Raw genomic sequence first — 26,774 nt, 5'->3', positions numbered from 1 at the left:
TAATTGAAATCCCGAGGAGCTATTTCTCGGGATTTTTTTATGGCTTTTAAAATCATAGGGAAGTTTTTTGTGTCAATAAAGCCTTAGTTTTCAGTATTTTTTAAGACATTAGAAAGACCAAACTTTCAACATGAAAAAAAATAGATTAGGAAACCTATCTTTGGCTTTGGCGGTTTGTTTCATGACCATTGGGCTTGTCTTTAAGAAGTTGCATATCTATGAAGGTGATCTTTTAGAGATTTTGTTGGCAGGATTTGAGGCCGCAGTGGTCGGTGGTGTCGCCGATTGGTTTGCGGTAAGAGCTTTGTTTCAGGAAATCCCCATTCCTTATGTAAAACGTCATACCAATATCATTGTAAAAAGCAGGGAGAAGTTGTCTGCCGGTATTGTAGACTTGGTGAACAATGAGTGGCTTTCCAAAGACATGTTAAGGGATAAAATTGGAGGCATGTCGTTGGCCAGGCCTATTCTGGAATATTTAATGGACGGGGACAATCAAACTGCTATTCAACAAACCCTTAAGCCAGAATTGGAAACCTTGTTGTTGCAGTTGGACGCTCCCAATGTGGTATCTGGTTTGGAGGATTTGTTACGTCCCGCTTGCAAGGGAAATAATATTGCGGAGCCTTTAGGCCGGTTTTTAAAGCAAATAGTAGAGCATAAGGAACATTACGGAATGCTCAAGGTGTTTTTGGAGGTGCTGAAAGAAAAAATTGCAGACCCAGCAACTTTGGAATTTTTAACGACTGAAGTGGAGCTTCAGGTGAAAAATCAGAAGAAGAAGGGCTCTGTGCTTAAAGGGGTGTTGGTTGGAGCTGGCCAGATATTAGGAGCTATAAAACCTTCAAAAATAGCCAAAGGGATACAAGAGCAGTTGTATGAACTGATAGAGGAGATGCATGAGTCTCCCGAGGATCATAAAATTATTCAGGCATTGGATAGGCAACTTTACGATTATGGAGACCGTTTGACCTCGGAAGACGATCCTGCTGTAGAAACCATTAATGCGTTTGGAGAGCAATTCTTGTTGCGCTTGATTGATTCTGGTATGGTAAAACAGGCTTTAACTAGGGTGAAAGAGATCATTCACGAACAAGTATTTCTTGGGGAAACAGAACACACTCAACTTTTAAAGGATAAAGTGAATAGAATGTTGCACGAGTTTTACAATGATGTTTCAAAATTGGAACGTACCGATGCTTGGTTAAAGAGCACTTTATTGGAAGTAATTGACAAACACCACCACCGCATAGGGGAATTGGTTGGAGAAAGTTTGGCAAAACTTTCAAATGTTGAGTTGGTGAAACAAATAGAGGAAAAGGTTGGGGAGGACTTGCAGTATATAAGATTAAATGGTGCTTTGGTTGGAGGGCTAGTGGGAATGCTTATAATGGTGTTCAAGATTTATATTTTGGATGTACATTCTTGAAGGGTTGCTGGAGAGCTGAAGATTTGAATTGTATACTTTAAGGAAGGGAGAAAGTTTTTTCAGCGAAGTCAATAAAAAAGCCTTTCCTGTAATAACCAACCAAAATCAGGAAAGGCTTAGTAATAAAAAGTTCTTAGAGACAATTCTAAATTACTAATAATGAAGTGTATTTCAGTAAATTGTACGTTTAGTTATACACAAAGTTTTTAACAAAAAAACGGAAGCTGTGGCTTCCGAATAATGCGTTTGTGTTTCTTCCAATAAAAAAATCTTTACAGCGTAAGCATCCAAGAGTGCTGTAACCTTTTAAAGGTTTTAAGCTCGCGTCTTAGTAAAGGAATATAATCCTTGCCGTTACTGTTACATTTTTCCAATCTACGGCAATTCCTGTAGAGCCTGTTGGTCATTCTTCTTAGGGCCGCAATATGTTTGTGGCGTCTTTCAGAATAGCGTTCCATTTCGGCCTTGACAATTTCTGGAGCCAAGGAAGCCGATTGTTGTACAATGTCCCCCGTAAAATAAATGTGATGGTCTTCGGTACCATCTTCACGGAGATAATTCAGATCCTGATTTAAGTATGTAGAAATGCTTCTAGATAATATGATAATATCTATAGCTTTTTGATACACAGGTAGTTCTGAGAAATGGGATGGTAAATGAGGTAACATAGTTTAATAGCAATTTATATCAAAATTAAGGACAAGATTTCAGATTCAGCTTTAATAATTAAAGTAAAAGTGTATATTTGGTTTAATTATTATTTTTTTTAGTTAAAAAACTTTAAAAATGAGTATTGATAATTTGAATTGGAAAATATTGAAGTGTTTGCAGCAAAATGCAAGGCAATCCAATGCTGAAATTGGGAGACAGGTGGGCATTAGTTCGCCTGCAGTTTCGGAGCGTATCAAAAAAATGGAAGATGGCGGAATTATAGAGGACTATCATACTACCGTTTCTTACTTTGAAGCGGGCTACCAGCTCAAGGCGATTATTACACTTCGTGCCTTTATGGGAAAGCTCAAGCCTTTTTTGGAAAAGGTGAAGACCTATGATGAGGTATTGAACTGTTATAGGATTACTGGAAATGAAAACATCGTCATGGTGGTCATCCTAAAACATCAAAAGCATTTGGAGGCTTTTATTGACCAACTGATTGTGTACGGAGAAAGCAAAACCCAAATTGTTCTGTCTGATGTGGTCAAAAATGGCTATATCAAGCCCCTTAAATAATAGTTAAAGGGTTTGGGAAATATGCTCAGCTATTTGTTTGGCATGGATGCGTGAATTCTCAATAAACCATTTATGGGTTTCCATGCCTCCGCAAATCACGCCCGCAAGATAGAGTCCAGGAATATTGGTTTCCATGGTTTCTGTGTTATAGGTTGGAATATGTCTCTCATCATCACTAAAGGTAATGTTGGCCGCCTCCAATAACTTAAAATTAGGTTGATATCCTGTAAGAGCAACGACATAATCGTTGGGGATGCTGATGCTTCCTTTTGAAGTGTTTATCAAGACTTCACTTTCCTTGATTTCTTGTATTTCTGAATTAAAATAGGCTTTGATGCTCCCTTCTTCAATACGGTTGAGGATATCTGGGCGTACCCAATATTTAACGCGTTCACCAATATCCTTACCTCGAATCACCATAGTGACGTCGCCACCTTTACGCCAAATTTCCAAAGCAGCATCTACGGAAGAGTTGCTGGCACCTACCACAATTACTTTTTGCATGCTGTAGGGATGTGCCTCTTTATAGTAATGGGTTACTTTAGGGAGTTCTTCTCCAGGGACATTCAGTAGTTTGGGGATGTCATAAAAACCAGTGGCGATAATTACTTTTTTTGCATGGTAATTTTGCTTTTCCGAAGTGACTATAAATTGCCCATTTTTTTCAAGAATGCTCGAAACTTCTTCGTATAAATGAATTTTCAATTGGTTAGAAGTGGCAACACGGCGGTAATATTCCAACGCTTCATCCCGGTTAGGTTTTGGGTTGTTGCTAATGAAGGGAACATCGTTAATTTCCAATCGTTCCGAAGTAGAGAAAAAGGTCATATTCAAAGGATAGTTAAAAAGTGAATTGGTAAGGGCCCCCTTTTCCAAAATCACGTAATCAAATCCTCTTTGTTTACATTCAAGGGCACAGGCAATACCTATGGGGCCTGCGCCTATGATGATAATGTCTTTTTCTATTTTCAAAATGCTAAATCTTTAGGTTATTGGCTAATGTTTTGATAGGCCATTTTACGCTTTAAAAATACTAATAGTAGCACACAAATCAACATGATTGCTATGATAATGTACCAAGTGCTTTCAAAACCTACTTGCTCAATGAGCTGCATGCCTGTATTGTGACCAAATATGTGAGCAATGGCAAACGCCATGCTATACAGCGCCATGTATTCTCCTTGATTACCTCGTGTAGCTCTTTTAAGAGCAAAAGCATTAGAGAAGGGGAAGGCTATCATTTCGCCTAAGGTCATAAATAACATTCCTACAATCAAAATGCCTACCCAAGAGCTAAGGTTAAGAACCAAAAAACTCAATGCTGTAAGTAGGGCACCTGAGATTATAAGACCGGTTTTGGTATACTTTAAGCCTTCGAGCCATTTTATAAGCGGCATTTCAAAAACGGCAATAAGTAAACCGTTCATTCCCATAAGCAACCCTATTTGAAATTCTGAAAGCATTCGCTCCTTTTCATAATAAAGGGGCATGGTGGAAAAGTATTGTAAAAACACAATACTGAACAATACCATGGCAATCAAAAATAGGATGTAAGGTCCATCTTTATATGCCGATTTTGGATCAGGAGCAATGATGTCATCCTGAACTCTAGCGGTTTTGGGATTAAGTACATTGAGCAACAAAATACCAGCGACTATACAAGTAATGCCATCCACCCAAAAGAGTCCTGCATATCCCAAAGTGAGAATGATCATCCCACCAATGGCCGGCCCAGCCGAAAATCCCAAATTGATAGCTAAACGTATCAAAGTTACTGATCTAGTTTTGTTTTCCGGTTTGCTGTAGGCGCTCAATGCTACGAACCCAGCAGGGCGAAACATATCAGCTACAGCCATCAACAGTCCAACACCTAAAACCATGCCTATAAAACTGCTGATAAATTGCAGTCCCATAAATAAGAACCCAGATACTACAAGGCTAAAGACCATGACTTTGTAATAGCCTAGTCTGTCTGTTAATTTACCCCCTAGCCAGGAACCCAAAACCGAGCCAGCTCCAAATGCAGACATAATCCATCCAACATCACTAAAAGAAAAGTTGAGGCTCTTAGTGAGGTAAAGAGATAGAAAGGGAACCACCATGGTTCCTGCTCGGTTAATGAGGGTAATTAATGCCAACCACCAGACTTCTTTGGAAAGTCCCTTAAAGGAGCTTATATAATTGTTGAAAATTCGTTCCATGTTTGATTAATGTAAAATTGATGCATAAAAAAACGTCCGACATATGCCGGACGTTCTACAGATATATTGTTTGGTAACAATCAACACAATCTTATAAGCGTCCAGCTTCTAGGCGAAGAGGAATAGGTTTGCTTATTTTTTGTGATGACTGAAAACATGATATTCTTAAAAGTTTGAAATCCAAAGCTATGGAAAATAACTTTAAGTTGTATTTTTGATGGCGAAAAAAATGTGTATGAGATTCTTAATTTTTTTATTTCTGGGAATTTTTGCTTTGGGATGTGCCCAAGATAAGCAGCCAATTTTAGGTGAAACAACCTTTCAAAAAAAGTTAAATGCAGAATTTAGGGATGCTACAATGTCCCCATTGACCGATGAAGACCGAAAGGGTTTTAAGGGGCTGTCGTTTTTCGATGTAGATTCTTCCTATGTGGTCTCTGCAACATTACACCGAATTCCAGATTCGCCATGGTTTTTAATGAAAACAACTACGGATAGAGAGTCTAAAGAGCGCGTATACGGCGTTTTGAAGTTTGAATTAAAAGGAATCTCCTATGAGCTTAAAGTTTATCAAGGAGAGGAATTGATGACACAAGAAGGATTTGAGGACTATTTGTTTTTGCCATTTTTGGACAATACCAATGGAGATGAAAGTTATGGGGGTGGCCGATATATAGATTTGAAAATTCCTGAAGGTGATAGCCTCACCATAGATTTTAATAAAGCATACAATCCTTATTGTGCTTATAATGCACGTTATTCGTGTCCTATCGTGCCAAGAGACAACTATCTCAATGCAGAGATTAAGGCTGGTGTAAAGGCTTATGAAAAGAAATAGTTGTTGGCTGAAAGTTATTTCACCAAAAACATTCCCAAGAACACTGCCAAAAAGCCAAGGATAAAACTTGCAATGGTATAAATGGCAAAGCTTGTAAAATCACCAGTTCTTAAAAAGACATGGTTTTCATAGGCAAAGGTTGAGAAAGTTGTAAATCCGCCACAGAAACCAGTTGCCAAAAACAGGGTTTGGCTTTGGGAAAGGGTGTCGTTCTTTGCTGCCAATCCCAATATAATACCGATAAGTAAACTTCCTAAAATGTTGGCGGCAAAAGTGCCGTATGGAATACCGGTTTCATGGCTGTTCCAAAGCTTCCCAATCCCAAATCTAAGCACACTTCCAAAGCCTCCTCCCAGAAATACAAGTAATAAATGTTTCATGGAAGTAAGTTAAAGGCTGTTTGTTTCTGGAGTTGAGTTGCTGCTATCGTTTTTAATGGCAATATAGATTTTGGTCACCCATTCTGCAGGGTTTGGGGTTTGAATAGGATCTGTAAGGTAGGTTTCCAACATAGGCCCATTTTCTTGAAATTCATATCCGTGTTCTGGGACATATTTCAAGGCAATGTCCCAAGCTTCTTTTAAATTGTCGTAGTTACCCGTAAGCGTAGTTTCTACAGCTCTAAAGGCATCCATATATCCTGTTAGAATGTCACTTCCATCAGCAGTAATAACTTGAGCTGTCGTAGGAACACAACATAAAAAAATGGTTGCGTTATTGGCCTCATCCCATTTAATGTAGTTAATATAGGGGGCTCCAGCGATGGAAATATTATTTGCTGAGGCATATTGAATGACTTTGGGAAGCATTTCTTGCATTTTAGCTTTTACTTCTGAAATTTTGCAAGATGTGGTATTGTAAAGATAAAAACCACCACTATGCTGAGTTACACCATTGACTTTGATGTTGTAAATTTTCATGGATTCTTGAAGCACGCTGTCCAATTTAACCAATCCGCGCTCAAAATCGGGGCCAACCATATTGTCGAATCCTCCATTAGCCAATGCATAGGCTTTATACATAAAGGGGAGTTTATCGGCGGACATGGTCCAAGTTACTTTCGTTTTATTTGGTTCCAAGGCTTCAAATTTCCAATGGATATTGGAGGGCTCATAATTGTCAAATCGTAATTCCTGATCAATGGATGTATTATCTTCTACTTCTTTAGTTTTCATTGATCCTTTCCCGTGGGAGTCTGTCCAAGAATAAGATCCACCAACTCCTAGAGTGTTTTCTCCCAAAGTTATGTCGGTATTGGGATCTTTTTCTACCCAAGGTGACCAAGCTTCCCAATTTTTAAGGTCAACAACGTTTTCATAAGCTACGGAGACGGGGGCTTCTATGGTGAGTTCACGCTTAACCTCATAAGAATTTGGTTGTACGGCAATGTAAATCGCTAAGGCGATACAGGCTATAAGGACAAGAAATAGAAAGTATTTAAAAAATTTCATTTTGAAGGCATTGATGTTAATCAAAGGTAATCAATTTTGAAGAAATTTAATTTTGTTCGTAGTAATAATGTAGGTGTTTTTGTATACAAAAAATCCCCGATGACGGGGATTTAATTAGCTAAAAACAATTGAATGTATAAAATTTATACTGCTACCATACTATAGGCTAATGGAGAAGGGGTTTTTAGCTTTGGTTGGTTGTTTCAAAGATCTTATAGCGTTAAGCATTTAAGAAAAGGTAAATATATGAGTACATTTTGTAGTAAAAAATCCCCTTTATAGGGGATTTTTTGATAGTTGAAAACGTAAAATGGTTCTTTTATATATGAATGAAAATTAGAGGGAGTTTATTTGGTAGAAGGAACTCAAAATAATAAATTAAAAATAAGGTTTGACTACATAAGCACAAACTTGATAGCAGCAATAAATAGTATAAAGGCTATAAAACCGATTAAGATCCAAACCGTTCCCTTATAGTACTTGCGGTGAAGTTTTAAATCCTTTCTATAGGTATAGGTTATGATGGCAATAAATGCGATGGCAAATAAAATCCCGAAAATCCATTGACCTTTTGTAAACATATATCTATTTTTAGGCAAAAATACAGAATCAGTTTATAAACAATTCAAAAAGACATCATAAAAAATAGGATTACTGCAATGAAAAAAAACATCGAGGCGGTTAAAGCCTTTCACACTGCATTCAAGATTGGTCATTTGGAAACCCCTAAAGCCGACCTAGGTCAAGATAAAAACCTGTTGCGTTATAAATTGATGCGAGAGGAAAATGAAGAATATTTAGAAGCCGCCAATAATGGGGATTTGGTAGAAGTGGCTGATGCCTTGGGAGACATGCTTTATATTTTATGTGGGACTATTATAGAACACGGATTGCAACATAAAATCGAGGCCGTATTCGAAGAAATCCAACGTAGCAATATGAGTAAATTGGGAGAAGATGGAGAACCCATTTACAGAGAGGATGGAAAGGTGTTGAAAGGCCCTAACTATTTTAAACCGGATATTGCAAGTATTCTAGAGGAATAAAAAAAAGAGAAGCCAAATGCTTCTCTTTTTTTATTGTGTTTGTTCATTATATCTTAACTCGCCATCCATAAGGATCTTCGGTTCTGTTATATTGAATATCTGTAATGCGTTTTTTCAAAATGGAAGCATAACTGTTTTCCAATTGAGGTAAATCGTAATCATTGTTTTTATAACCAAAAGATGCAATAGGGGAAATAACCGCAGCAGTCCCCGATCCAAACATTTCCATAAGGTCACCATTTTTTGCGGCGTCTACTACTTCATGAACAGAAAGTGGACGTACTTCTACATTAATACCTTCTGCTTTGGCAATTTCAATAATACTTTTTCTGGTAATTCCATCCAAAATACGATCGCTAGTTGGTGCAGTGATTAAAGTATCTTTTATTCTTATAAAAATATTCATGGCACCTGCTTCTTCAATAAATTCATGGGTGCTGTCATCGGTCCAAATAACCTGATTGTATCCTTTTTCAATAGCTAATTGGGTAGGGTAGAATTGTCCTGCATAGTTGCCACCCGCCTTGGCGTATCCAACTCCACCATTGGCAGAGCGCGAATAGATTTGCTCAATCAGTACGCTTACCTTACCAGAGAAATAAGGCCCAGAAGGCGCTGTTGCAATGATAAATTTGTATTCATTTGCAGGAGATGCATGAAAACCTTCTCCTGAAGCAAAAATAAATGGACGAATGTACAAAGAACCTTGGTCAGCTTTAGGAATCCATTGCTCATCTATTTCCAATAAAGCCTTAAGTCCTTCCATAAAATAGTTTTCAGGCACTTCTGGGATAGCCAATCGTTTAGCTGAAATATTTAAGCGTTTGCAATTGTCTAGTGGGCGAAATAAAAACGTGTCGTTATTAGCATCTTTATAAGCTTTCATCCCTTCGAAAACAGATTGTCCATAGTGGAAAATCTTAGCCGAAGGGGCCATACTAATATTTTGGTAAGGCATCACTTTAGGAGCTTCCCAAGCACCGTTTTTATAATCACAAACCAACATGTGGTCTGAAAATACTTTTCCAAAAGCCAAATTGTCAAAATCAATCTCATTTATCTTGCTGTCTTGACATTTGGTGATTTCTATATCTTGAGTGTGTGTTGTATTCTGCATCGTAGTGTTTTTAGTGTGCTTACAAAACTATGAAATTTATAGGGAATTGAAATCATTAAATTGTCTAATAAAAGGAGTATCTTAGTAGCCAGATTCATAAACATTCTAAATTCTATGAAAACATTTTTCTCCTTATTTACCGTGGCTTTATTGTTGGTGTCCTGTAAAAATGAATCCAAGGATTTGGCAAATCAAGAAGCTAAAAAAGAAATAGCTTATGTGTCTTATGGAAATTCTACAGGGGCCAATAATGCCATTGCAGCATCAGATTTAGCCAGTTTGTATGAATCCATTAGCGCAGGCGACAGTTTGTCAACTAAGGTTGTTGCCAAGGTTGATGAAGTATGCCAGGCCAAAGGATGTTGGATGAAGTTGGATTTAGGAGATGAGAAACAAGTGATGGTAAAGTTTAGAGATTATGGTTTTTTTGTGCCGAAAAATATAGCCGGAAAAGAAGTCATTATAAACGGAATGGCATATGTGTCTGAAACTTCTGTAGCCGAATTGCGTCACTATGCACAAGATGCAGGAGAAAGTGAGGAAGATATCGCAAAAATAACCGATCCTGAGCGTACGTATGCGTTTTTGGCGGATGGCGTATTGCTAAAGGATGAGTAGCATGAGGCATATTGCAATTTTGCTTTTGTTAGCTGTTTTTTGCAGTTGTGGCCAACAGCCTAAGGAGGCTATGGTAGAAACTGAAGTACCTGTCAAATATGATATGTATGTGCCATCGGAAATGGCCAACCTTATGAATGAGATGTATAATTTCAAGGCTGAATTAAAGCAAGATATTCTTTCAGGGACAATGCCAACGGAATTTCCTAATCATTTTTTAAAGATTCATTCGGCAGAACTTTCCGATTTTAAAGACCGCACCGAAGCTTTTGAGGCGATGTCCAAAGCCTTTATTGAAGCAGAGCAACGTTTATACGATTCTACTTCTACCCAGTCTTTGGAAACACGTTTCAATGCTACCGTGAATCTCTGTATTTCTTGCCACAACATGGGGTGTACAGGACCAATTCCTAGAATTCAAAAACTGTTGATTAACTAATTTAGTGAAGCGTAAAATTATTACTACCGGAGATGGTTCCAAGACCATCCAAATTGAAGATTGGGATGAACAGTACCATTCTAAACACGGTGCCATTCAAGAGGCGCAGCATGTGTTTATTAAACACGGTCTTCAGTATAAGGTTGAAAATTTCTCAGGTTCCCAATCGGAACCGCTTAGTATTTTGGAAATAGGCTTCGGAACTGGGTTGAATGCGTTTTTAACTTTATTAGAGGCCGAGAAATTGAATTGTTCCATCTATTATGTTGGAGTGGAGGCTTTTCCAGTTAAGCCCAAAGAACTTCAATTATTAAATTACCCAGAACAACTTTCAATAGAAGATCGAACACCTCAGTTTGAAGCTTTGCACAAGGTGGATTGGCAGACAGCTCACGAAATAACTTCTTTGTTTACACTTCAAAAACAACAAAAGGAATTTAAGGATATTGATGAGGTTAATTGCTTTGATCTCATTTATTTTGATGCTTTTGGAGCCAGAGTGCAACCTGAGCTGTGGACTGAAGATATTTTTAAAATTATGTATGAAGCCTTAAGTCCAAATAGCGTTTTGGTAACCTATTCGGCAAAGGGTAGTGTGCGTCGAGCCATGTTGGCCGTAGGGTTTAAGGTAGATAAACTTCCTGGACCTCCTGGCAAGCGTGAAATGTTACGCGCCTACAAACCTGAATAAGTTTGGATGGGACTTTCCTATGTGTTACAAATCATTTGTTTGTAAGAAATCTTTGTTAAACCTAAATTAAAAGAGGGTTGAATACCAGTGGCATTTCCTAACTTTATAAAAAAGGCAATATGACAGTTTTAATTACAGGCGCTACAGGACTTGTGGGGAAGGCAATTGTTGCTCAGTGTGCTAAAAAGGACATTGCAGTACATTATTTGACGACTTCCAAGAACAAGCTCGAAAATCAAGCTCATTATAAAGGATTTTATTGGAACCCCGCAAAGGGAGAGATTGATATGGCTTGTTTTGAAGGTGTCGATGCTATTATCAATTTGGCGGGAGCATCAATTTCCAAACGTTGGACCAAAAGTTACAAAGAGACCATTTTAAAGAGCCGAATTTCTTCTTTAAATTTATTGCGAGAGCGTATTTCTGAAAATAATTTTACCATCAAACACCTTATCAGCGCCAGTGCGATTGGGATTTACCCTGATTCCCTTACCCGATATTATGACGAAGATGTAAAGGAAGTATCTCCTTCTTTTTTAGGAACGGTGACAGAGCAATGGGAAGCCGCAGCCGATGCCTTTTCAGAATTGGGAATGAAGGTTACCAAAATTAGAATTGGTTTGGTTTTGGGTCATAATGAAGGGGCACTACCAAAATTGGTGCAACCTGTTCGCTATGGAATGGGGGCTACCTTTGGTGATGGCAGTCAATGGCAATCTTGGATTCATGTAAAGGATTTAGCCAGATTGTTTCTTTTTGTATTAATCAATAAGGAATCTGGTATTTTTAATGGTGTGGCACCTAATCCGGTAACCAATAAAGAAATGCTTCACATTATCGCCAAAGATTTACATAAGCCTTTAATCATGCCAAATATTCCTAAAAGTTTTATGAAATTAGTCCTGGGCGATATGCACCAACTGTTGTTTGAGAGCCAATTGGTATGCAGTAAAAAAGTAGAAGCCCTGGGGTTTTCATTTAAATACCCTAAACTGGAGATGGCTTTAAGGGATTTGTTATAATTCTCTACCCATAAAATCAAAAAAGGTTGTCCGTTACAGACAACCTTTTTCAAGTTAAACAATCAAATAAACTTAAAAAGTATCACCTAAAGTGTGATGAGTATCAATTAGTGGTCCTCCTTGAATAATCTCTTCGGAAGCTTGGTTAGCGAACTTATCGAAGTTAATATGGAAGGAATGTGCTAATTGAATAGATTTACTGATATACACGCCTTTTTGTAGCCAAGTATTGATTGGGTCCAAAATTTCGGTTGGCACACCTGGGCAATATTCTGGCATGAACAATCCGAAGATTGGGTGTGGTTTGAAAGGTACATTTTCCAATTCACCTTTCAAGATGGCTGAAATCATAGCACGTGTATATTTTAGTTTTATTCTGGAACCAACACCGTAAGGGCCGCCGCTCCATCCTGTGTTGATCAACCAAACATTTACGCCGGCTTCTTGCATTTTGTCGCTCAACATTTCGGCATATACAGCTGGGTGTAATGGCATAAATGGTTCACCAAAACAAGCAGAGAAGGATGGTACTGGCTCAGTAATTCCTGCTTCTGTTCCCGCAACTTTTGCAGTGTAACCGGAAATGAAGTGGTATGCAGCCTGTCCCGGAGTTAATTTGGATACAGGAGGCAATACACCAAAGGCATCACAGGTTAAGAAAAAGATGTTTTTAGGGTTGGTTGCATATGACGGTTGTTGGATGTTGTCAATATGATCTATTGGGTAGCTCACACGAGTGTTTTGTGTAATAGAGCTATCTGCAAAATCCACTTCCTTAGTACCTGGTTTAAAGACTATGTTTTCCAACAAGGCACCTGGACGAATTGCTCTAAAGATGTCTGGTTCTTTTTCTTCGGTAAGGTCAATTACTTTAGCGTAGCAACCTCCTTCAAAGTTGAAAATGATATTTTCTTTTGTCCATCCGTGTTCATCGTCTCCAATTAATTTTCTATCAGGATCGGCAGATAGGGTAGTTTTTCCTGTTCCGGAAAGTCCAAAGAATATGGCAGTGTCTCCATCTTCTCCAACATTGGCAGAACAGTGCATTGGCAATACGTCTTTTTCAATAGGTAGAATAAGGTTTAGGGCAGAGAAAATTCCTTTTTTCATTTCCCCTGTATAGGCAGATCCTCCAACCAAGGCAATTTTCTTGGTGAAATTCAAAATAGAGAAGTTACCGTCAAGCAAGCCTACTTCTTTTGGGTTTGGAGCCGAATATCCAGGAGCACACACTACCAACCATTCTTCTTCAAAATTTTCAAGCTCCTCTTCATTAAAACGAAGGAACATGTTTTTTACAAAGTAGTTGGACCATGGGTATTCTGTAATGGTTCTTACGTTCATTTGGTATTCTGGGTGAGCACATACATAGCCATCACGCACGTACACGTCTTTTCCAGAAAGGTAATTGGTCACTTCGTCATATAGAGCGTCAAATTGTTCCGGCTCAATAGGCTTATTGATTCGTCCCCACCATACTTTATCTTTGGTGTAGGCATCTTTTACCAAAAAGCGATCTTTTGGAGATCTTCCGGTAAACTTACCTGTGTTTACACAAAGTGTTCCATTTTCGGTTTCCGTTCCCATTCCCTGTTCAAGAGTAATTCTCTGAAGTTCTTCAGGAGCTAGGTTCCAGTGAGCTGTAACATCTTTTAAACCATATTGGCTTAAATCCAGGGTTTGGTCTTGATTTACTACTGCTTCCATGACTTTTTTACGTTTTAGGTTAATTTTGTTTGTTAAATGTTTTTGAAATGGCCATACCCTTGGGTATGATTTTGAATTATTATAGATCGATAGCCAATAAAGGAACTTTTGATTGTTGGCTAAGAGCCTTGGTTAATTTCCCTTCAGATGCTATGGATTGTATTGCATGGTTTTTGGACAAAATGGCGATGAGGTCAATATTGTTATGGTCTACATAGGAAAAGATGCCGTCCACAATGTTTTCGTCTTCTATAAAAGCATGGTGGGAATAGAAGTTTTCCAGGTAATAGATAATGGCATTCTCATTGTTTTCATCGTTTTCAGAATATCCAAAATGCTCCTCATCTTTATTGACAACGGTTAAAACATCCACCGAGGCGTTGAAGCGTCTTGCCACATCCAAGAGGACTTCAAATATTTTTTTATTATGAATTTCCTCTTTATCAATAATAAGTGATATCTTTTTAGGTGTAATTTTTTTGTAGCCGTCAGGAATCACAATTACAGGGCTTTTTGATACCAAGACAAATTCGGAAGTTTTGGTCTGTAAGTTGCAGTCGGTTCCTTTAGGGCAGGTCCCCATAATTACCAAATCGATAGGGTTTGTATGTTCAATATCTAACAAAGCATCTATCATTTTGCCTTTTACTACTATAGGTGTTATGGGATGTTTAAGGTTTTTGCCGAACAGCTTAACGATATCATTTAGCTTTGCCTCTAGTTCAGCAGTTTGTTCGTTCTCCACCACATGGGCAAGTATAATTTTTGCCTTTGGATTGTTTTCCACAAAATGGGTTGCATATTTCAGAGCATTTTGAGCAACCTCGGAAAAATCGAACGGGACTAAAATTGTTGAAATAGTTTTCATGATTCTTGGAATTTGATATTTCAAATGTAGATTCAAATAGCCTCAAAAACTATGAGAAATATCATAAAAAAAGAACATTTTATGATTTAGTTTCGTGCAGTTTTCGTTTTGAAACACAGGGTTTTGTCTGGGAAAAGTATTTCAAACGATTTCGTAAAAACTTCAAAATTATAAAGCATCATTACTGTGAAATTTCTTACAGAAGCCTCATCGGGATCTCTTCAAAAAAATGGTTTAAGATTAACCGTACTATTATTTATTGTCTTGGCAAATTTGGAAATTTTTGCCCAAGGAAAACCAACTCCTTTAGAATGGACTTTGGCAGAGTCTCCCAATGTGCAATTGAAATTTGCTGCCTCGGCCCAAACTTGGCTGCGCTATACACAATGGAATCCTGGAAGTACAGTGGAGAATGGAGACCTTAGTTCCTATAGTATAGATATGTCATTACGACGTTACCGAATAGGAACGAGTTGGAAGGTTGGGGAGCGTTTCAAGTTTTATGCACTTATAGGGCAGAACAACTATAATAATATGAGTGAAGGTTGGCCGGATCCTGAATTTTTGGATTTATATGGCTCCTTTAAGGTTGTTGATCAATTCCATATTGCAATGGGGAAATCCACTTGGGACGGGCTTTCGCGTTATACGGCTCCTTCCACAACGGAAATGCTTGCACTTGATTTACCCCTAATGGCACAACCAACCCTGAATAGAACAGATGACATTACCCGTAATCTAGGTTGTTTTCTATTTGGGGACTTGCAGCGCTTTAATTACAGGATTGGGGTCATCATTCCTTATGATCATACCCATACCGGAGCCGCAGTTCCAAAATTGGTTGAAGGAACTGCCGACTTTTCATATGACGATTTGCAATTACAGTATACGGGATATGTTAAGTATGATTTTCTGGAGAAGGAATCGGTGTTGGGGCCTAATTTTAAGGGAACCTATTTGGGGAAGAAGCATATTTTGGCTTTGGGTGCAGGAGCTAAGTTTCAGCAAGAGGCTATGGCTTCCCTTAAGAATGGCATCATACAATACCACGACTTAAATTTATGGTCGGTAGATTTATTTTATGAGGAGCCTGTGAGTCTTTCTTTTGCCAAAGCGTTAACGGGATATGTGGCCTATTATAATTATGATATGGGACCTGATTATTTGCGAATGTTAGGCGTTAACAATCCTGCTTTTGGAAGTTTAGATGATGTTGTAGAAATTAATGGAAAAGGAAATGGATTTCCTGCAGTTGGAACTGGTAGTGCGGTTTATTACCAAACGGGGCTTATGTTGGGGAATAAGGAAAGTAAGAGATTATGGGATAATCTACAGTTGTATACTGCTGGCCAGTGGGGGCAATACGAAGCCTTGGACGAGGCGGCCTTTTGTTATCGATTTGGACTTAATTGGTATGTGGATGGACAGCGCATGAAATTTACCTTAGATGGGCAAAATCGCCCTGTATTTTCAGAAGTAGATGGCAATACATTTCAGTCGGACAATAAATGGATGGCTGTCCTGCAGTTTCAATACCTTTTAAACTAGTATACCTATATTTATTAAAAACGAAAGGCCGTTCAATTTGAACGGCCTTTTTTAAGATTCCAAAACTTTGGATTAAGCTTTTGTAGCTTTCAATACAAACTTCAATTGGATTTCGTCGTTGATGAAGTTGTCTCCTAAATCATCAAAAATTGACTTAGAGCGGAAGTTGATTTCCCATTGGGTTCTGTCAATTGTAAAAGTGTCACTCAAAATAGAAATAGTTTCACCTTCATTAGTTACCGAAATAGGGAAAGTAATGTTTTGCTTGATACCTTTTATAGTAAGGTTTCCAGATATAAGACTTTTGTTTTCAGTAGTAGGTTGTGATCCAGTTATTTCAAATGCTGCTGTTGGGAATTTAGTGATATCAAAGAAGTCGCCTTCTTTTCCTTCAACAGTACCTTTTAAGTGGGCTTCCAATTTATCTTTCATGTCCCCAGGCTCCATATCCATGTCAACAAGAGATCTCATGTCAATTAAAAATGAACCACTTACCAAATCAGTTCCATTGGCTTTGAATACTCCTTTTTCCAATTTTACAGTTCCGTGATGTGAACCTGTTGGTTTAAAACCCTTCCAGTAAATAGTAGACTCTGTAGAGTCGATAACAAATTTTTCAGTAACCGTAGTACTTTCAGCAACTGGTTCCGCTTCTGTAGTTGTAGCCTTTTTGCCTTTGTCTTGACAGCTAACAACCGCCATGGTTAAAGCCAGTACCGTAAATACGTTAAAAATTCTTTTTTTCATGGTAATTAGTGTTTTTAATGAATTGTTAAGCAACAAAAATATAAAATGTTCCAGAAGATAGCATTTAGGGTGAAAATTATTTGGTGACATTTTGACATTTTAATAATAATGGCAGTACTTTTGCCAACTGTTATTGAAGTTAAAAATAGGTTTAGCATGAGTAAAAAAGAACAGAACGAACAACCCATAGAAGACCAACAGGTAGAGCAGCCTGTGGCAGAAGATACACAAGCAGAAGGAACTCCAGAAGCAGAAGTATCTATTGAAGACAAACTTAATGAAGACTTGGCCAAGGAAAAGGACAAGTTTATGCGCTTGTTTGCAGAGTTTGAAAATTACAAAAGGCGAACCTCTAAGGAGCGCGTAGAATTGTTTAAAACGGCAAGTGAGGATGTCATGAAAGCGATGTTGCCTGTATTGGACGATTTTGATAGAGCCTATTCAGAAATTTCCAAAAGCGATGCGGAAGATTTGTTGAAAGGTGTGGAATTGATCAGACAAAAATTGAAATCGACCCTGCAACAAAAAGGCTTGAGCGAGATTGAGGTTGCAGCAGGAGATGCTTTTAATGCCGACGATCATGAAGCTGTGACACAAATTCCGGCACCAAACGAAGATTTAAAAGGGAAAATTATCGATGTTATCGAAAAAGGTTATAAACTGGGCGATAAAGTAATTCGTTTCCCAAAAGTAGTAATAGGACAATAAACTGAATACATGGCAAAGACTGATTATTACGAGATTTTAGAGGTAGAGAGAACGGCTACTGCAGCAGAAATTAAAAAATCATACCGAAAACTGGCATTGAAGTACCACCCTGATAAAAATCCAGGGGACCACGAAGCGGAGGCTAAGTTTAAGGAAGCGGCAGAAGCTTATGAAGTATTGAGTAACCCAGACAAACGTGCACGTTACGACCAATTTGGTCACCAAGCCTTTGATGGCAGTGGCGGATTTGGCGGAGGTGGCATGAACATGGATGACATCTTCAGTCAGTTTGGCGACATTTTTGGCGGTGCTTTTGGTGGCGGTGGCTTCTCAGGATTTGGCGGAGGATTTGGCGGTGGCCAAAGACGTGTTAAGGGAAGTAACCTGCGTATTAGGGTAACCTTGACCTTGGAAGAAGTAGCCAATGGGGTTGAGAAAAAAATCAAAGTAAAGCGTAAAGTTCAAGCGCCAGGAACTACCTATAAAACTTGTGGTACTTGTAATGGTACCGGGCAGGTAACCAGGATAACCAATACTATTTTAGGACGTATGCAAACGGCTTCGCCTTGTACGGCTTGTGGTGGTGCAGGACAGACTATCGACCAAAAACCATCTGATGCTGATGCGCAAGGTATGAAGGTTGTAGAGGAAACTGTATCTGTAAAAATTCCAGCAGGTGTTGTAGATGGCATGCAGCTTAAAGTAACCGGAAAAGGTAACGATGCACCTGGTAATGGTATTGCTGGAGATTTATTGGTAGCTATTCAAGAGGAAGATCATCCAACCCTAAAAAGAGAAGGCGATAATCTGCACTATGATTTGTATGTAAGTATGCCAGATGCAGTTTTGGGTAATACTACAGAAATAGATACGGTAACAGGAAAAGTTAGGATCAAAATTGAAGCAGGGGTACAATCTGGTAAGATTTTGCGCTTAAGAGGCAAGGGAATTCCAAGTATTAACGGTTACGGAACTGGGGATTTATTGGTTCACGTGAATGTTTGGACGCCAAAAACCTTGAACAAACAACAGCGTGAATTCTTCGAAAAGATGAGAAATGACGACCATTTTTCACCAAAGCCAGAGAGTGGAGATAAATCTTTTTTTGAAAAAGTAAAAGATATGTTTTCTTAATAATCTGTTAATTTGATAAAAAACACTATATTTGATTGTCACTAATTAAATATTAGTGGTAATTTTTCTTTTTCATAGCAATTTTTTCCCATCCTTAATTCTTTTAAGGGTGGGTTTTGTTTTTTATAGAAGTGCCTTTTTTATGTCATTTGTTCAATCAGGCCTCTTCTTTTTCTAAAGTCCATTCAATGTTTGAATTTTCTTTCTAAAATTTTTTGTGCCCTCATATATTTTGACAGTAAATTCATGTTTTTTTCAGGATTGGGAAGGCGAGTTTTTTTGCCATTTTAGATGTTCTTGGTATACATTTAATATCTTTACAGCTCAAACAACATATTAGCAGAAATCAATCTATGGACAATTTATTAGTGGCTGAGGCTGTTTCCAAAAAGTTTGGAGACTTTAAAGCACTAAATGACGTTTCAATAGCCGTTCCCAAGGGAAGTATTTTTGGACTTTTGGGACCTAACGGTGCAGGAAAGACCACTTTAATCCGAATCATCAATCAAATTACTATGCCCGATACCGGTCGCGTGATGCTTGACGGTAAGGCGCTACATCAAGAGCATATCAAGGACATTGGCTATTTGCCGGAAGAGCGAGGTTTGTACAAATCGATGAAGGTAGGAGAGCAGGCACTCTACTTGGCCCAGTTGAAAGGGATGAGTAAGGCAGAAGCCAAGCAACGATTGAAATATTGGTTCGATAAATTGGAAATAGGTGATTGGTGGAATAAAAAAATCCAAGAGCTAAGTAAGGGGCAGGCCCAAAAAATCCAATTTGTGGTAACGGTACTGCACCGTCCAAAGTTGTTGATTTTTGACGAGCCTTTTTCAGGTTTCGACCCGATCAATGCCAATTTGATCAAAGATGAAATCCTTCAGTTACGGGACGAAGGAGCTACGGTTATTTTTTCTACACACCGTATGGAATCTGTCGAGGAATTGTGTGACCATATTGCCTTGATTAATAAATCCAATAAAATTTTGGATGGTAAGTTGACAGATATCCAACGACAGTACAAAACCAATACGTTTGAAGTTGGTTTGCAAACAGCTGATGTGGATGGGGTAACAAGAGCCATTCGTGATAGGTTTGAAGTGCTGCCGGCAACCTTTAAGAATCTAAACGATGATTTGAAGTTGAATGTTAAGCTTAATGGGGGTGCTACTTCCAACGATTTGTTGACCTTTTTGACCTCTAAAGCAGAAGTACATCATTTTGTGGAAGTGATTCCAAGTGCCAGTGATATTTTTATTGAAACCGTGAAAAATAATTAAGCATGAACCATTTACCTCTTATCATAAAACGAGAATATTTGACGAAAGTCAAAAATAAATCGTTCATCATCATGACGGTCTTGAGCCCGTTGATCATGATAGCGCTTATTGCGGTAGTCGCTTATTTAACCCAACTGAACAATAATAAAAAACGCAGTATTTCTGTGTTGGACCAAACAGGTCTGTTGGAAGAGGTGTTCCAAAATACCGATAATACCACCTATAATTACTTAACCAATTCTTCTTTGGAGGAAGCTAAGGTTTTGGTCAAAGCGCAGGAAGACTATGGATTGCTGTATATTCCAAAGCAGGTAGATTCTACTTCGGCTTCAAAGGGGATTATTTTTTATTCAGAGGAGTCCCCATCTTTAACAGTTATGTCTAGTCTGGAAAGAAGTTTGGAGAAAAAAATGACCGATTTAGAATTAGAGAGTAACGGCGTTGATCTTGACATGATTAATTCTTCAAGAATTAGTATCGACATAGCACAAGAAACATTTTCCGGAGAAACGACCTCCAAGATTGACAATGTTCTAAAGCTGGCTTTTGGCGGTATGGCGGGATATTTGCTGTTTATGTTCATCATTATTTACGGGAACATGATCATGCGCAGCGTTATTGAAGAAAAAACCAGTAGAATTATTGAAGTCATCATTTCTTCCGTTAAGCCTATCCAATTGATGATGGGGAAAATTATAGGAACTTCCTTAGCGGGAATTACCCAATTTATCATCTGGATTATTTTGGGAGGGGTGCTTATGACTGTGGTGTCTGCTATTTTCGGGATCAGTATCATAGATATGCATACCCCGCAGCAAGAAATTATGCAGCAGGCTGTACAATCGCCCGAATTTGAATCCAAGTTGAAGTTGGGCTTTATGGCGTTTCAAAATTTACCGATTGCCAATCTAATTGTGGCTTTTATGTTCTTCTTTGTTGGTGGTTATTTGTTATATAGTTCCCTTTATGCGGCCATTGGTGCTGCTGTGGACAACGAAACCGATACGCAACAATTCATGATGCCTATCTTGATGCCGCTTATTTTGGCAGTTTACGTTGGTGTGTTTACAGTTATAGAAGATCCACATGGAACGGTATCTACGGTATTCTCATTTATTCCATTCACTTCACCAGTAGTAATGCTTATGAGAATTCCGTTTGGAGTTCCTATTTGGCAGCAATTATTATCTTTAGCATTATTGATAGGTACCTTTGTGTTTACAGTTTGGTTTGCTGCCAAAATTTATCGCGTAGGTATCTTGATGTACGGAAAGAAGCCAAGTTATAAAGAGTTATATAAGTGGTTAAAATATTAAGGTATGCAAGATCCTATTGACAAAATTGAAACCATCGTTACAGAAAGTAGTGTTTGGGATACCATCACCAGTTTTTTGGGAAAGGTTATTTATGCCAACGAAGATAGTAGTATAAAAATCACCATAGGATTGATCTTATTGGTGTTTATCATCTATGGGATTACTTCTGTAGTGTTGACTTTTCTCAAAAAATTAGTGTCCAAACGCATGCCCGAAGAAAATAGGGTGAAGTTTGATACGGTCTTTTCATTCTCTAGATGGCTCATTTATCTTATCGTGCTCCTTGTAGTATTCGATTCGGTTGGAGTGAATGTCACCGCCATTTTTGCGGCATCTGCCGCCTTATTGATTGGTGTTGGTTTGGCCTTGCAGACCTTGTTCCAGGATATCATCTCTGGAATCTTCATTCTGGTAGATCAAACAGTGTCTGTTAACGATATTATTGAAATTGAAGGTAAAGTAGGGCGTGTGGAAAAAATTAAATAAAAACCCCCTCGTGCCGTAACCGCCGATAATAAAGTGTTGGTGATTCCTAATCACTTATATCTTACCAATAGTTTGTATAACTGGACGCAAAATGGTACTACAACCAGGGAAAGTGTTCAGGTGGGCGTGGCCTATGGAAGCGATGTGCAATTGGTGAAAAAATTATTGTTGGAAGCAGCTAGTTCACATCCACAGGTATTGCCGGATCCTGAGCCAGCGGTACAGTTTATCAATTTTGGAGATAGTTCGTTGGACTTTAAATTGATTTTTACCCTTAATGATAGTTTTAAAGCTGCCTTTCCAAAGAGTGATATTCGTTTTGAAATAGATCGTTTGTTTAGGGAGAACAACATTTCTATCCCATTCCCTCAAAGGGACATTCATATTATAGAACCCAAAAAGCAATAACCGAAACAAAATACTATGCCAAAAATATTAGTCATTGAAGACGAAGCCGCCATTAGAAGAGTTTTGGTGAAAATCCTTTCCGAAGAAAATGATACCTATGTTGTGGAAGAAGCCGAAGATGGCTTGGCTGGAGTTGAAAAGGTAAAACAGGACGATTACGATTTAATCCTTTGCGATATCAAAATGCCAAAGATGGATGGTGTAGAAGTTTTGGAAGCAGTCAAAAAATTGAAACCAGAAATTCCTATGGTGATGATTTCCGGTCACGGTGATTTGGATACGGCAGTAAACACCATGCGCCTTGGAGCTTTCGATTATATTTCCAAGCCGCCAGATTTAAACCGTTTGCTCAACACAGTTAGGATTGCCTTGGACAGAAAGGAATTGGTGGTGCAAAATAAACTGTTGAAAAAGAAAGTCAGCAGAAATTATGAAATGGTGGGTGAAAGTGGTGCTATTGAGCAAATCAAGGACATGATTGAAAAAGTAGCCCCTACAGATGCGAGAGTGCTTATCACTGGACCCAATGGAACAGGAAAGGAATTGGTGGCGCACTGGTTACATGAAAAGAGTGAACGTTCTAAAGGCCCGTTAATTGAGGTGAATTGTGCTGCAATTCCGTCGGAGTTGATAGAGAGTGAATTGTTCGGACATATCAAAGGAGCCTTTACAAGTGCGGTAAAAGACAGGGCCGGTAAGTTTGAAGCTGCTAATGCCGGAACCATTTTCTTGGATGAAATTGGAGACATGAGTTTGTCTGCTCAGGCAAAAGTGTTAAGGGCGTTACAGGAGAATAAAATCCAACGTGTGGGAAGCGATAAGGACATTAAAGTAGATGTTCGTGTCGTGGCTGCGACCAATAAGGATTTAAAAAAGGAAATTGACGAGGGAAGATTCCGAGAAGACCTTTACCACCGTTTGGCGGTGATTCTTATCAAAGTCCCTTCTTTAAATGACAGACGTGACGATATCCCATTATTGATAGACTTTTTTGCTAAAAAAATCGCATCTGAACAAGGAACAGGGGTAAAGTCCTTTTCAGATAATGCTGTAAAATTGTTGCAGCATTATGACTGGACTGGGAATATCCGTGAATTACGAAATGTTGTGGAGCGTTTGATTATTTTGGGAGGTAAGGAAGTGAGTGAGGATGATGTAAAGCTCTTTGCTGCGAAATAAAGAACAGACTATTTAGATAAAAAAAGAGCAACCATTTGGTTGCTCTTTTTTTATAAGCGATCCTGTAAAATTACATTTTACAAGAGTTTAAGCGTTCTAGATAGGTATTGGTAATAGCGGCCATAGTATTAATGTAGAAAGATCTAATTTCTTCTAAGGACTTATCCATCAATTCGGTTTTGTTTTCTGCAAAATTAATGTTCTCTGATTGGCAGCCACAAGAGGATAAAACTTTGTTGTAGGATTTAATGTTTTCAGTAATAGAAGATCCAGCTTCGCTAATCAACAGTTCCTTTTTAATGGCTATTTCCTTTTGTTGCTGCTCCACAAGTCTTTGTTTGATTTCTTCTTGCTTGCGTTGTAATTCCAATTGTTGTTGTTCCAATTCAAACTGTGCGCTTTCCAAATCGGCTAGGTCTTGATTACCGGAAGTACCAGTTCCTTTGGTGCACATGTCTAACTCTGTGATGGTTTCCTGTGCAATTTCTTTGGCTTTTTTCACATAATATCTTCCGTCTTCAAAGGTCTCTGCCGAAGCCACTTTAGCTAATAACTCGGCACCATCATAGGCTTTGTTATAGGCGGTTTTGCAACCTCCGCAATTTTCCAAGGTTGTTTTAACACGCTCAAAAGCTTCCAAAGAACGTTTGGAATATTGCTTCAGGTGGGTTAAATTGTTAGAGTCGTAGGCCGTCTTCACATGAGAGTAGGCATACACGGCATCTGGTTGTGCGTCCGAGCATAAGGATTGCCCAAATGTTACGGCACTGGTTAATAAGACTAATGAGAAAATGTAGATTTTTTTCATAGTGATTTGGGTTTAATAATTTAAGTAGGCTCGATAAAAGTAGCAAAAAATCGGTAAAGCGTATGTTTTTTTTAGTGAAATCATAATTTTCCTATATTTAAGTGGAAGTAAGACCATAAATATCAAGTTGATGAAAAATATAAAAATTGACCATTTTAAAGCCTCAGGACCTGTAGTTTTGGAAGAACACAAAACTACTTACGATTTAAATGCTTCCGAAGATAAGATTGAAAAAGAGTTGGAAGAGGTGCGTGTTACTTTGGGAAAACTGCAGGATACCATGTATGCGCATGGCAAATATGCCGTTTTGGTATGTATTCAGGGCATGGATACCGCTGGGAAGGACAGCATGATCAGGGAAGTGTTCAAGGATTTTAATACTCGTGGAATCGTGGTGCACAGTTTTAAAACGCCCACGCCACTTGAATTGAAACATGATTATTTATGGCGTCATTACCTAAGGCTTCCCGCTCGAGGAAAATTCGGGATTTTCAACCGTACGCATTATGAAAATGTTTTGGTAACCCGTGTGCATCCGCAATATGTTTTGGGTGAAAATTTGCCAAATGTTACCTCGTTGGAAGATATCGATGAAACGTTTTGGGAGAGACGCTTTAAGGAAATCAACAATTTTGAACAGCATATTGCAGATAATGGAACCATTGTATTTAAATTTTTTCTGCACCTTTCCAAAAGTGAGCAAAAAGATAGGTTGTTACGTCGTTTGGAGAAAAAAGAGAAGAATTGGAAGTTTTCTCCAGGTGATCTTAAGGAGCGTGAATTGTGGGATGCATATCAAGATTGTTACGAGGATGCTATAAACAACACCAGCAAACCACATGCACCTTGGTATATTATTCCTGCCGATGATAAGGCAACCGCTAGGTATATTGTAGCTCGGGTTTTGTTGGATACCTTGCAAACCTATCATGATATTGAGGAGCCGGAGTTGGATGATGAAATCAAGGCTCATTTGGAATCCTACAAACGACAATTGGAAAATGAATAATCACATTAAATACCGTTATTAATTTTAAGGTTTCTTTTAGAGGATGCCTTATAAGAACTATTATCTTTAGAGCCCAAAATTATTTTTTATGAAGCACATCATCGCCCTATTGGTTGTTTTGTTTTCTTTTCAAATACAAGCCCAAGAAGATGCCGAAGTCATCAAAAACATTTACACTACATCTTTAACCAATGGCAAAAGCTACGAATGGCTGGACTATCTGTCCAATCAAATTGGTGGACGCTTGTCAGGTTCCTTAAATGCCGAACGAGCGGTAGAATACACCAAAGAAGAATTGGAGCAATTAGGTTTGGATAAAGTATGGTTGCAACCTGTTATGGTGCCAAGATGGGTAAGGGGAGCCCCGGAATTTGCTTATGTAGAAACCTCTCCGGGAATTACAACCAATGTAAATATTTGTGCTTTGGGAGGCTCTATTGCAACTCCAAATGGGGGCTTGAAGGCTGAAGTTGTGGAGGTAAAGGGTATTGATGAATTGAAAGAGTTGGGAAGTGAAAAAATCAAAGGGAAGATTGTGTTTTTCAATCGCCCAATGCAAGCCGATTTGATAAATACATTCCAAGCTTATGGAGGCTGTGTAGACCAGCGATATTCAGGGGCAAAGGAAGCAGCTAAGTATGGAGCTTTGGGCGTTATCGTGCGTTCTGTGAACTTGCGCTTGGACGATTTTCCACATACCGGAGCCATGAGTTATGGCGATTTGCCAAATGACCAACGCATCCCTTCGGCGGCTATTAGTACTAATGATGCAGAATTGTTGAGTTCTATGTTGGCCTTGAATAGTCAGTTAAAGTTTTATTTCAGTCAGAATTGTAAGCAATTAAAGGATGTGCAATCCTATAATGTGATTGGAGAAATTACGGGAAGTGAATTCCCTGATGAATATATTGTGGTTGGAGGTCATTTGGATTCTTGGGATTTAGGTGACGGTTCTCATGACGATGGAGCAGGCGTTGTTCAGTCAATGGATGTATTGCGTTTGTTGAAGGAGAGTGGAATCCAACCTAAGAGAAGTATTAGAGTGGTGTTGTTTATGAATGAAGAAAACGGAATGCGCGGCGGAAAAAAATACGCCGAAGTTGCCAAGGCCAACGGCGAGCATCATGTATTTGCTTTGGAAAGTGATTCGGGAGGTTTTACACCGAGAGGTTTTTCATTTGATTGCAGTGATGCTGTGTTTAATAAAGTGCAGCAATGGCAGGCCTTGTTCAAGCCCTACTTAATTCACTATTTTGAAAAAGGAGGTAGTGGCGCAGATATTGGTCCGTTGAAAGGTGGTGATATGGTGTTGGCTGGATTGCATCCAGACTCACAGCGTTATTTTGACCATCACCATGCATCAAACGATACCTTCGAGCATGTTAACAAACGCGAATTGGAACTGGGAGCTGCTACGATGACGGCTTTAGTGTATTTGTTTGATAAGTATGGGACAGGAACCATCTCGGATATTTCAGAATTAAACGATTAGTA

Annotated in this window: 29 protein-coding genes; 18 read left to right on the top strand and 11 right to left on the bottom strand. The window is 38.6% G+C overall.

Annotation, left to right across the window (positions count from 1 at the left end; translation table 11 throughout):
• Positions 1-130 precede the first annotated feature (130 nt).
• Positions 131-1,429 (top strand): DUF445 domain-containing protein, encoded by a 1,299-nt coding sequence (locus tag ZA06_RS01540; protein WP_053975653.1) that lies wholly within the window; start codon positions 131-133, stop codon positions 1,427-1,429.
• Positions 1,430-1,701: 272 nt separating this feature from the next.
• Here ZA06_RS01540 and ZA06_RS01535 read toward each other — a convergent pair whose 3' ends face one another.
• Positions 1,702-2,097, bottom strand: a complete 396-nt coding sequence (locus ZA06_RS01535; RefSeq protein ID WP_053975652.1) for a hypothetical protein — start codon at positions 2,095-2,097, stop codon at positions 1,702-1,704.
• Between the two features lie 118 nt (positions 2,098-2,215).
• Here ZA06_RS01535 and ZA06_RS01530 point away from each other — a divergent pair, with 118 nt between their 5' ends.
• Positions 2,216-2,659 (top strand): Lrp/AsnC family transcriptional regulator, encoded by a 444-nt coding sequence (locus ZA06_RS01530; protein WP_053975651.1) that lies wholly within the window; start codon positions 2,216-2,218, stop codon positions 2,657-2,659.
• 3 nt (positions 2,660-2,662) lie between these two features.
• Here ZA06_RS01530 and ZA06_RS01525 read toward each other — a convergent pair whose 3' ends face one another.
• Both ZA06_RS01525 and ZA06_RS01520 read right to left on the bottom strand, forming a co-directional pair.
• The gene (locus ZA06_RS01525; protein WP_053975650.1) at positions 2,663-3,631 is read right to left on the bottom strand and encodes a YpdA family putative bacillithiol disulfide reductase; all 969 of its coding nucleotides are present in this window, start codon (positions 3,629-3,631) and stop codon (positions 2,663-2,665) included.
• A gap of 17 nt (positions 3,632-3,648) precedes the next feature.
• Positions 3,649-4,860 carry an MDR family MFS transporter gene (locus ZA06_RS01520; protein ID WP_053975649.1) on the bottom strand — a complete coding sequence of 404 codons (1,212 nt, stop codon included), beginning with the start codon at positions 4,858-4,860 and terminating at the stop codon, positions 3,649-3,651.
• 235 nt (positions 4,861-5,095) lie between these two features.
• Here ZA06_RS01520 and ZA06_RS01515 point away from each other — a divergent pair, with 235 nt between their 5' ends.
• On the top strand, positions 5,096-5,698 hold the full coding sequence (locus tag ZA06_RS01515) for a DUF1684 domain-containing protein (RefSeq protein WP_053975648.1): 603 nt from the start codon (positions 5,096-5,098) through the stop codon (positions 5,696-5,698).
• A 14-nt stretch (positions 5,699-5,712) separates the two neighbouring features.
• Here the strand turns inward: ZA06_RS01515 and crcB are convergent, their stop codons facing one another.
• From crcB to ZA06_RS01500, 3 genes are all read right to left on the bottom strand, one after another.
• Positions 5,713-6,078 carry a fluoride efflux transporter CrcB gene (crcB, locus tag ZA06_RS01510; RefSeq protein ID WP_053975647.1) on the bottom strand — a complete coding sequence of 122 codons (366 nt, stop codon included), beginning with the start codon at positions 6,076-6,078 and terminating at the stop codon, positions 5,713-5,715.
• Between the two features lie 9 nt (positions 6,079-6,087).
• A complete protein-coding gene (locus tag ZA06_RS01505; protein ID WP_053975646.1) occupies positions 6,088-7,149 on the bottom strand; it encodes an SRPBCC family protein in 1,062 nt (353 codons plus the stop codon).
• 395 nt (positions 7,150-7,544) lie between these two features.
• Positions 7,545-7,730, bottom strand: a complete 186-nt coding sequence (locus ZA06_RS01500; RefSeq protein ID WP_053975645.1) for a hypothetical protein — start codon at positions 7,728-7,730, stop codon at positions 7,545-7,547.
• 78 nt (positions 7,731-7,808) lie between these two features.
• On the opposite strand from ZA06_RS01500, the gene ZA06_RS01495 reads away from it, so the two are divergent.
• The gene (locus ZA06_RS01495; protein ID WP_053975644.1) at positions 7,809-8,195 is read left to right on the top strand and encodes a pyrophosphohydrolase domain-containing protein; all 387 of its coding nucleotides are present in this window, start codon (positions 7,809-7,811) and stop codon (positions 8,193-8,195) included.
• Between the two features lie 46 nt (positions 8,196-8,241).
• On the opposite strand, the gene ZA06_RS01490 is transcribed toward ZA06_RS01495, so the two are convergent.
• Positions 8,242-9,312 carry a branched-chain amino acid aminotransferase gene (locus tag ZA06_RS01490; RefSeq protein WP_053975643.1) on the bottom strand — a complete coding sequence of 357 codons (1,071 nt, stop codon included), beginning with the start codon at positions 9,310-9,312 and terminating at the stop codon, positions 8,242-8,244.
• A 114-nt stretch (positions 9,313-9,426) separates the two neighbouring features.
• Here ZA06_RS01490 and ZA06_RS01485 point away from each other — a divergent pair, with 114 nt between their 5' ends.
• The 4 genes from ZA06_RS01485 (at position 9,427) to ZA06_RS01470 (ending at position 12,082) form a co-directional block, all read left to right on the top strand.
• Positions 9,427-9,930: a DUF4920 domain-containing protein gene (locus ZA06_RS01485; protein WP_053975642.1), complete on the top strand. Its 504-nt coding sequence runs from the start codon at positions 9,427-9,429 to the stop codon at positions 9,928-9,930.
• A gap of 1 nt (position 9,931) precedes the next feature.
• Positions 9,932-10,369 carry a hypothetical protein gene (locus ZA06_RS01480; protein ID WP_053975641.1) on the top strand — a complete coding sequence of 146 codons (438 nt, stop codon included), beginning with the start codon at positions 9,932-9,934 and terminating at the stop codon, positions 10,367-10,369.
• 4 nt (positions 10,370-10,373) lie between these two features.
• Entirely contained in the window at positions 10,374-11,060 is a 687-nt protein-coding gene (mnmD, locus tag ZA06_RS01475; RefSeq protein WP_053975640.1) for a tRNA (5-methylaminomethyl-2-thiouridine)(34)-methyltransferase MnmD, read from the top strand.
• 119 nt (positions 11,061-11,179) lie between these two features.
• A complete protein-coding gene (locus ZA06_RS01470; protein ID WP_053975639.1) occupies positions 11,180-12,082 on the top strand; it encodes a TIGR01777 family oxidoreductase in 903 nt (300 codons plus the stop codon).
• 72 nt (positions 12,083-12,154) lie between these two features.
• Here ZA06_RS01470 and pckA read toward each other — a convergent pair whose 3' ends face one another.
• Together pckA and ZA06_RS01460 are read right to left on the bottom strand one after the other, a co-directional pair.
• The gene (gene pckA, locus ZA06_RS01465; protein ID WP_053975638.1) at positions 12,155-13,789 is read right to left on the bottom strand and encodes a phosphoenolpyruvate carboxykinase (ATP); all 1,635 of its coding nucleotides are present in this window, start codon (positions 13,787-13,789) and stop codon (positions 12,155-12,157) included.
• Between the two features lie 79 nt (positions 13,790-13,868).
• The gene (locus tag ZA06_RS01460; RefSeq protein ID WP_053975637.1) at positions 13,869-14,657 is read right to left on the bottom strand and encodes a universal stress protein; all 789 of its coding nucleotides are present in this window, start codon (positions 14,655-14,657) and stop codon (positions 13,869-13,871) included.
• Positions 14,658-14,843: 186 nt separating this feature from the next.
• On the opposite strand from ZA06_RS01460, the gene ZA06_RS01455 reads away from it, so the two are divergent.
• Positions 14,844-16,205 carry a hypothetical protein gene (locus ZA06_RS01455; protein ID WP_053975636.1) on the top strand — a complete coding sequence of 454 codons (1,362 nt, stop codon included), beginning with the start codon at positions 14,844-14,846 and terminating at the stop codon, positions 16,203-16,205.
• A 72-nt stretch (positions 16,206-16,277) separates the two neighbouring features.
• Here the strand turns inward: ZA06_RS01455 and ZA06_RS01450 are convergent, their stop codons facing one another.
• Entirely contained in the window at positions 16,278-16,952 is a 675-nt protein-coding gene (locus tag ZA06_RS01450; RefSeq protein ID WP_053975635.1) for a YceI family protein, read from the bottom strand.
• 156 nt (positions 16,953-17,108) lie between these two features.
• On the opposite strand from ZA06_RS01450, the gene ZA06_RS01445 reads away from it, so the two are divergent.
• The 7 genes from ZA06_RS01445 to ZA06_RS01420 all read left to right on the top strand — a co-directional run bounded on the left by ZA06_RS01445 (position 17,109) and on the right by ZA06_RS01420 (position 23,463).
• Positions 17,109-17,660: a nucleotide exchange factor GrpE gene (locus ZA06_RS01445; RefSeq protein ID WP_053977018.1), complete on the top strand. Its 552-nt coding sequence runs from the start codon at positions 17,109-17,111 to the stop codon at positions 17,658-17,660.
• 9 nt (positions 17,661-17,669) lie between these two features.
• Positions 17,670-18,794: a molecular chaperone DnaJ gene (gene dnaJ / locus ZA06_RS01440; RefSeq protein ID WP_053975634.1), complete on the top strand. Its 1,125-nt coding sequence runs from the start codon at positions 17,670-17,672 to the stop codon at positions 18,792-18,794.
• A 353-nt stretch (positions 18,795-19,147) separates the two neighbouring features.
• Positions 19,148-20,074, top strand: coding sequence for an ABC transporter ATP-binding protein (locus ZA06_RS01435; protein ID WP_053975633.1), 927 nt, complete (start codon positions 19,148-19,150; stop codon positions 20,072-20,074).
• Between the two features lie 2 nt (positions 20,075-20,076).
• Positions 20,077-21,390 (top strand): ABC transporter permease, encoded by a 1,314-nt coding sequence (locus tag ZA06_RS01430; protein ID WP_053975632.1) that lies wholly within the window; start codon positions 20,077-20,079, stop codon positions 21,388-21,390.
• Between the two features lie 3 nt (positions 21,391-21,393).
• Positions 21,394-21,876, top strand: a complete 483-nt coding sequence (locus ZA06_RS17245) for a mechanosensitive ion channel domain-containing protein (protein WP_394332239.1) — start codon at positions 21,394-21,396, stop codon at positions 21,874-21,876.
• A gap of 39 nt (positions 21,877-21,915) precedes the next feature.
• A complete protein-coding gene (locus tag ZA06_RS17240; RefSeq protein WP_394332238.1) occupies positions 21,916-22,284 on the top strand; it encodes a mechanosensitive ion channel family protein in 369 nt (122 codons plus the stop codon).
• Positions 22,285-22,299: 15 nt separating this feature from the next.
• Positions 22,300-23,463 carry a sigma-54-dependent transcriptional regulator gene (locus tag ZA06_RS01420; RefSeq protein WP_053975631.1) on the top strand — a complete coding sequence of 388 codons (1,164 nt, stop codon included), beginning with the start codon at positions 22,300-22,302 and terminating at the stop codon, positions 23,461-23,463.
• Positions 23,464-23,533: 70 nt separating this feature from the next.
• On the opposite strand, the gene ZA06_RS01415 is transcribed toward ZA06_RS01420, so the two are convergent.
• On the bottom strand, positions 23,534-24,271 hold the full coding sequence (locus ZA06_RS01415) for a hypothetical protein (protein WP_053975630.1): 738 nt from the start codon (positions 24,269-24,271) through the stop codon (positions 23,534-23,536).
• 130 nt (positions 24,272-24,401) lie between these two features.
• On the opposite strand from ZA06_RS01415, the gene ZA06_RS01410 reads away from it, so the two are divergent.
• Positions 24,402-25,280, top strand: a complete 879-nt coding sequence (locus ZA06_RS01410; RefSeq protein WP_053975629.1) for a PPK2 family polyphosphate kinase — start codon at positions 24,402-24,404, stop codon at positions 25,278-25,280.
• Positions 25,281-25,368: 88 nt separating this feature from the next.
• Positions 25,369-26,772, top strand: a complete 1,404-nt coding sequence (locus ZA06_RS01405) for a M20/M25/M40 family metallo-hydrolase (RefSeq protein WP_053975628.1) — start codon at positions 25,369-25,371, stop codon at positions 26,770-26,772.
• The last annotated feature ends 2 nt before the right edge of the window (positions 26,773-26,774 follow it).

Source organism: Mangrovimonas xylaniphaga (assembly GCF_001280435.1).
GTDB classification, from domain to species: domain Bacteria; phylum Bacteroidota; class Bacteroidia; order Flavobacteriales; family Flavobacteriaceae; genus Mangrovimonas_A; species Mangrovimonas_A xylaniphaga.
The sequence above is the reverse complement of the archived record's forward strand: the minus strand, read 5'-3'. Positions and strand labels throughout refer to the sequence as shown.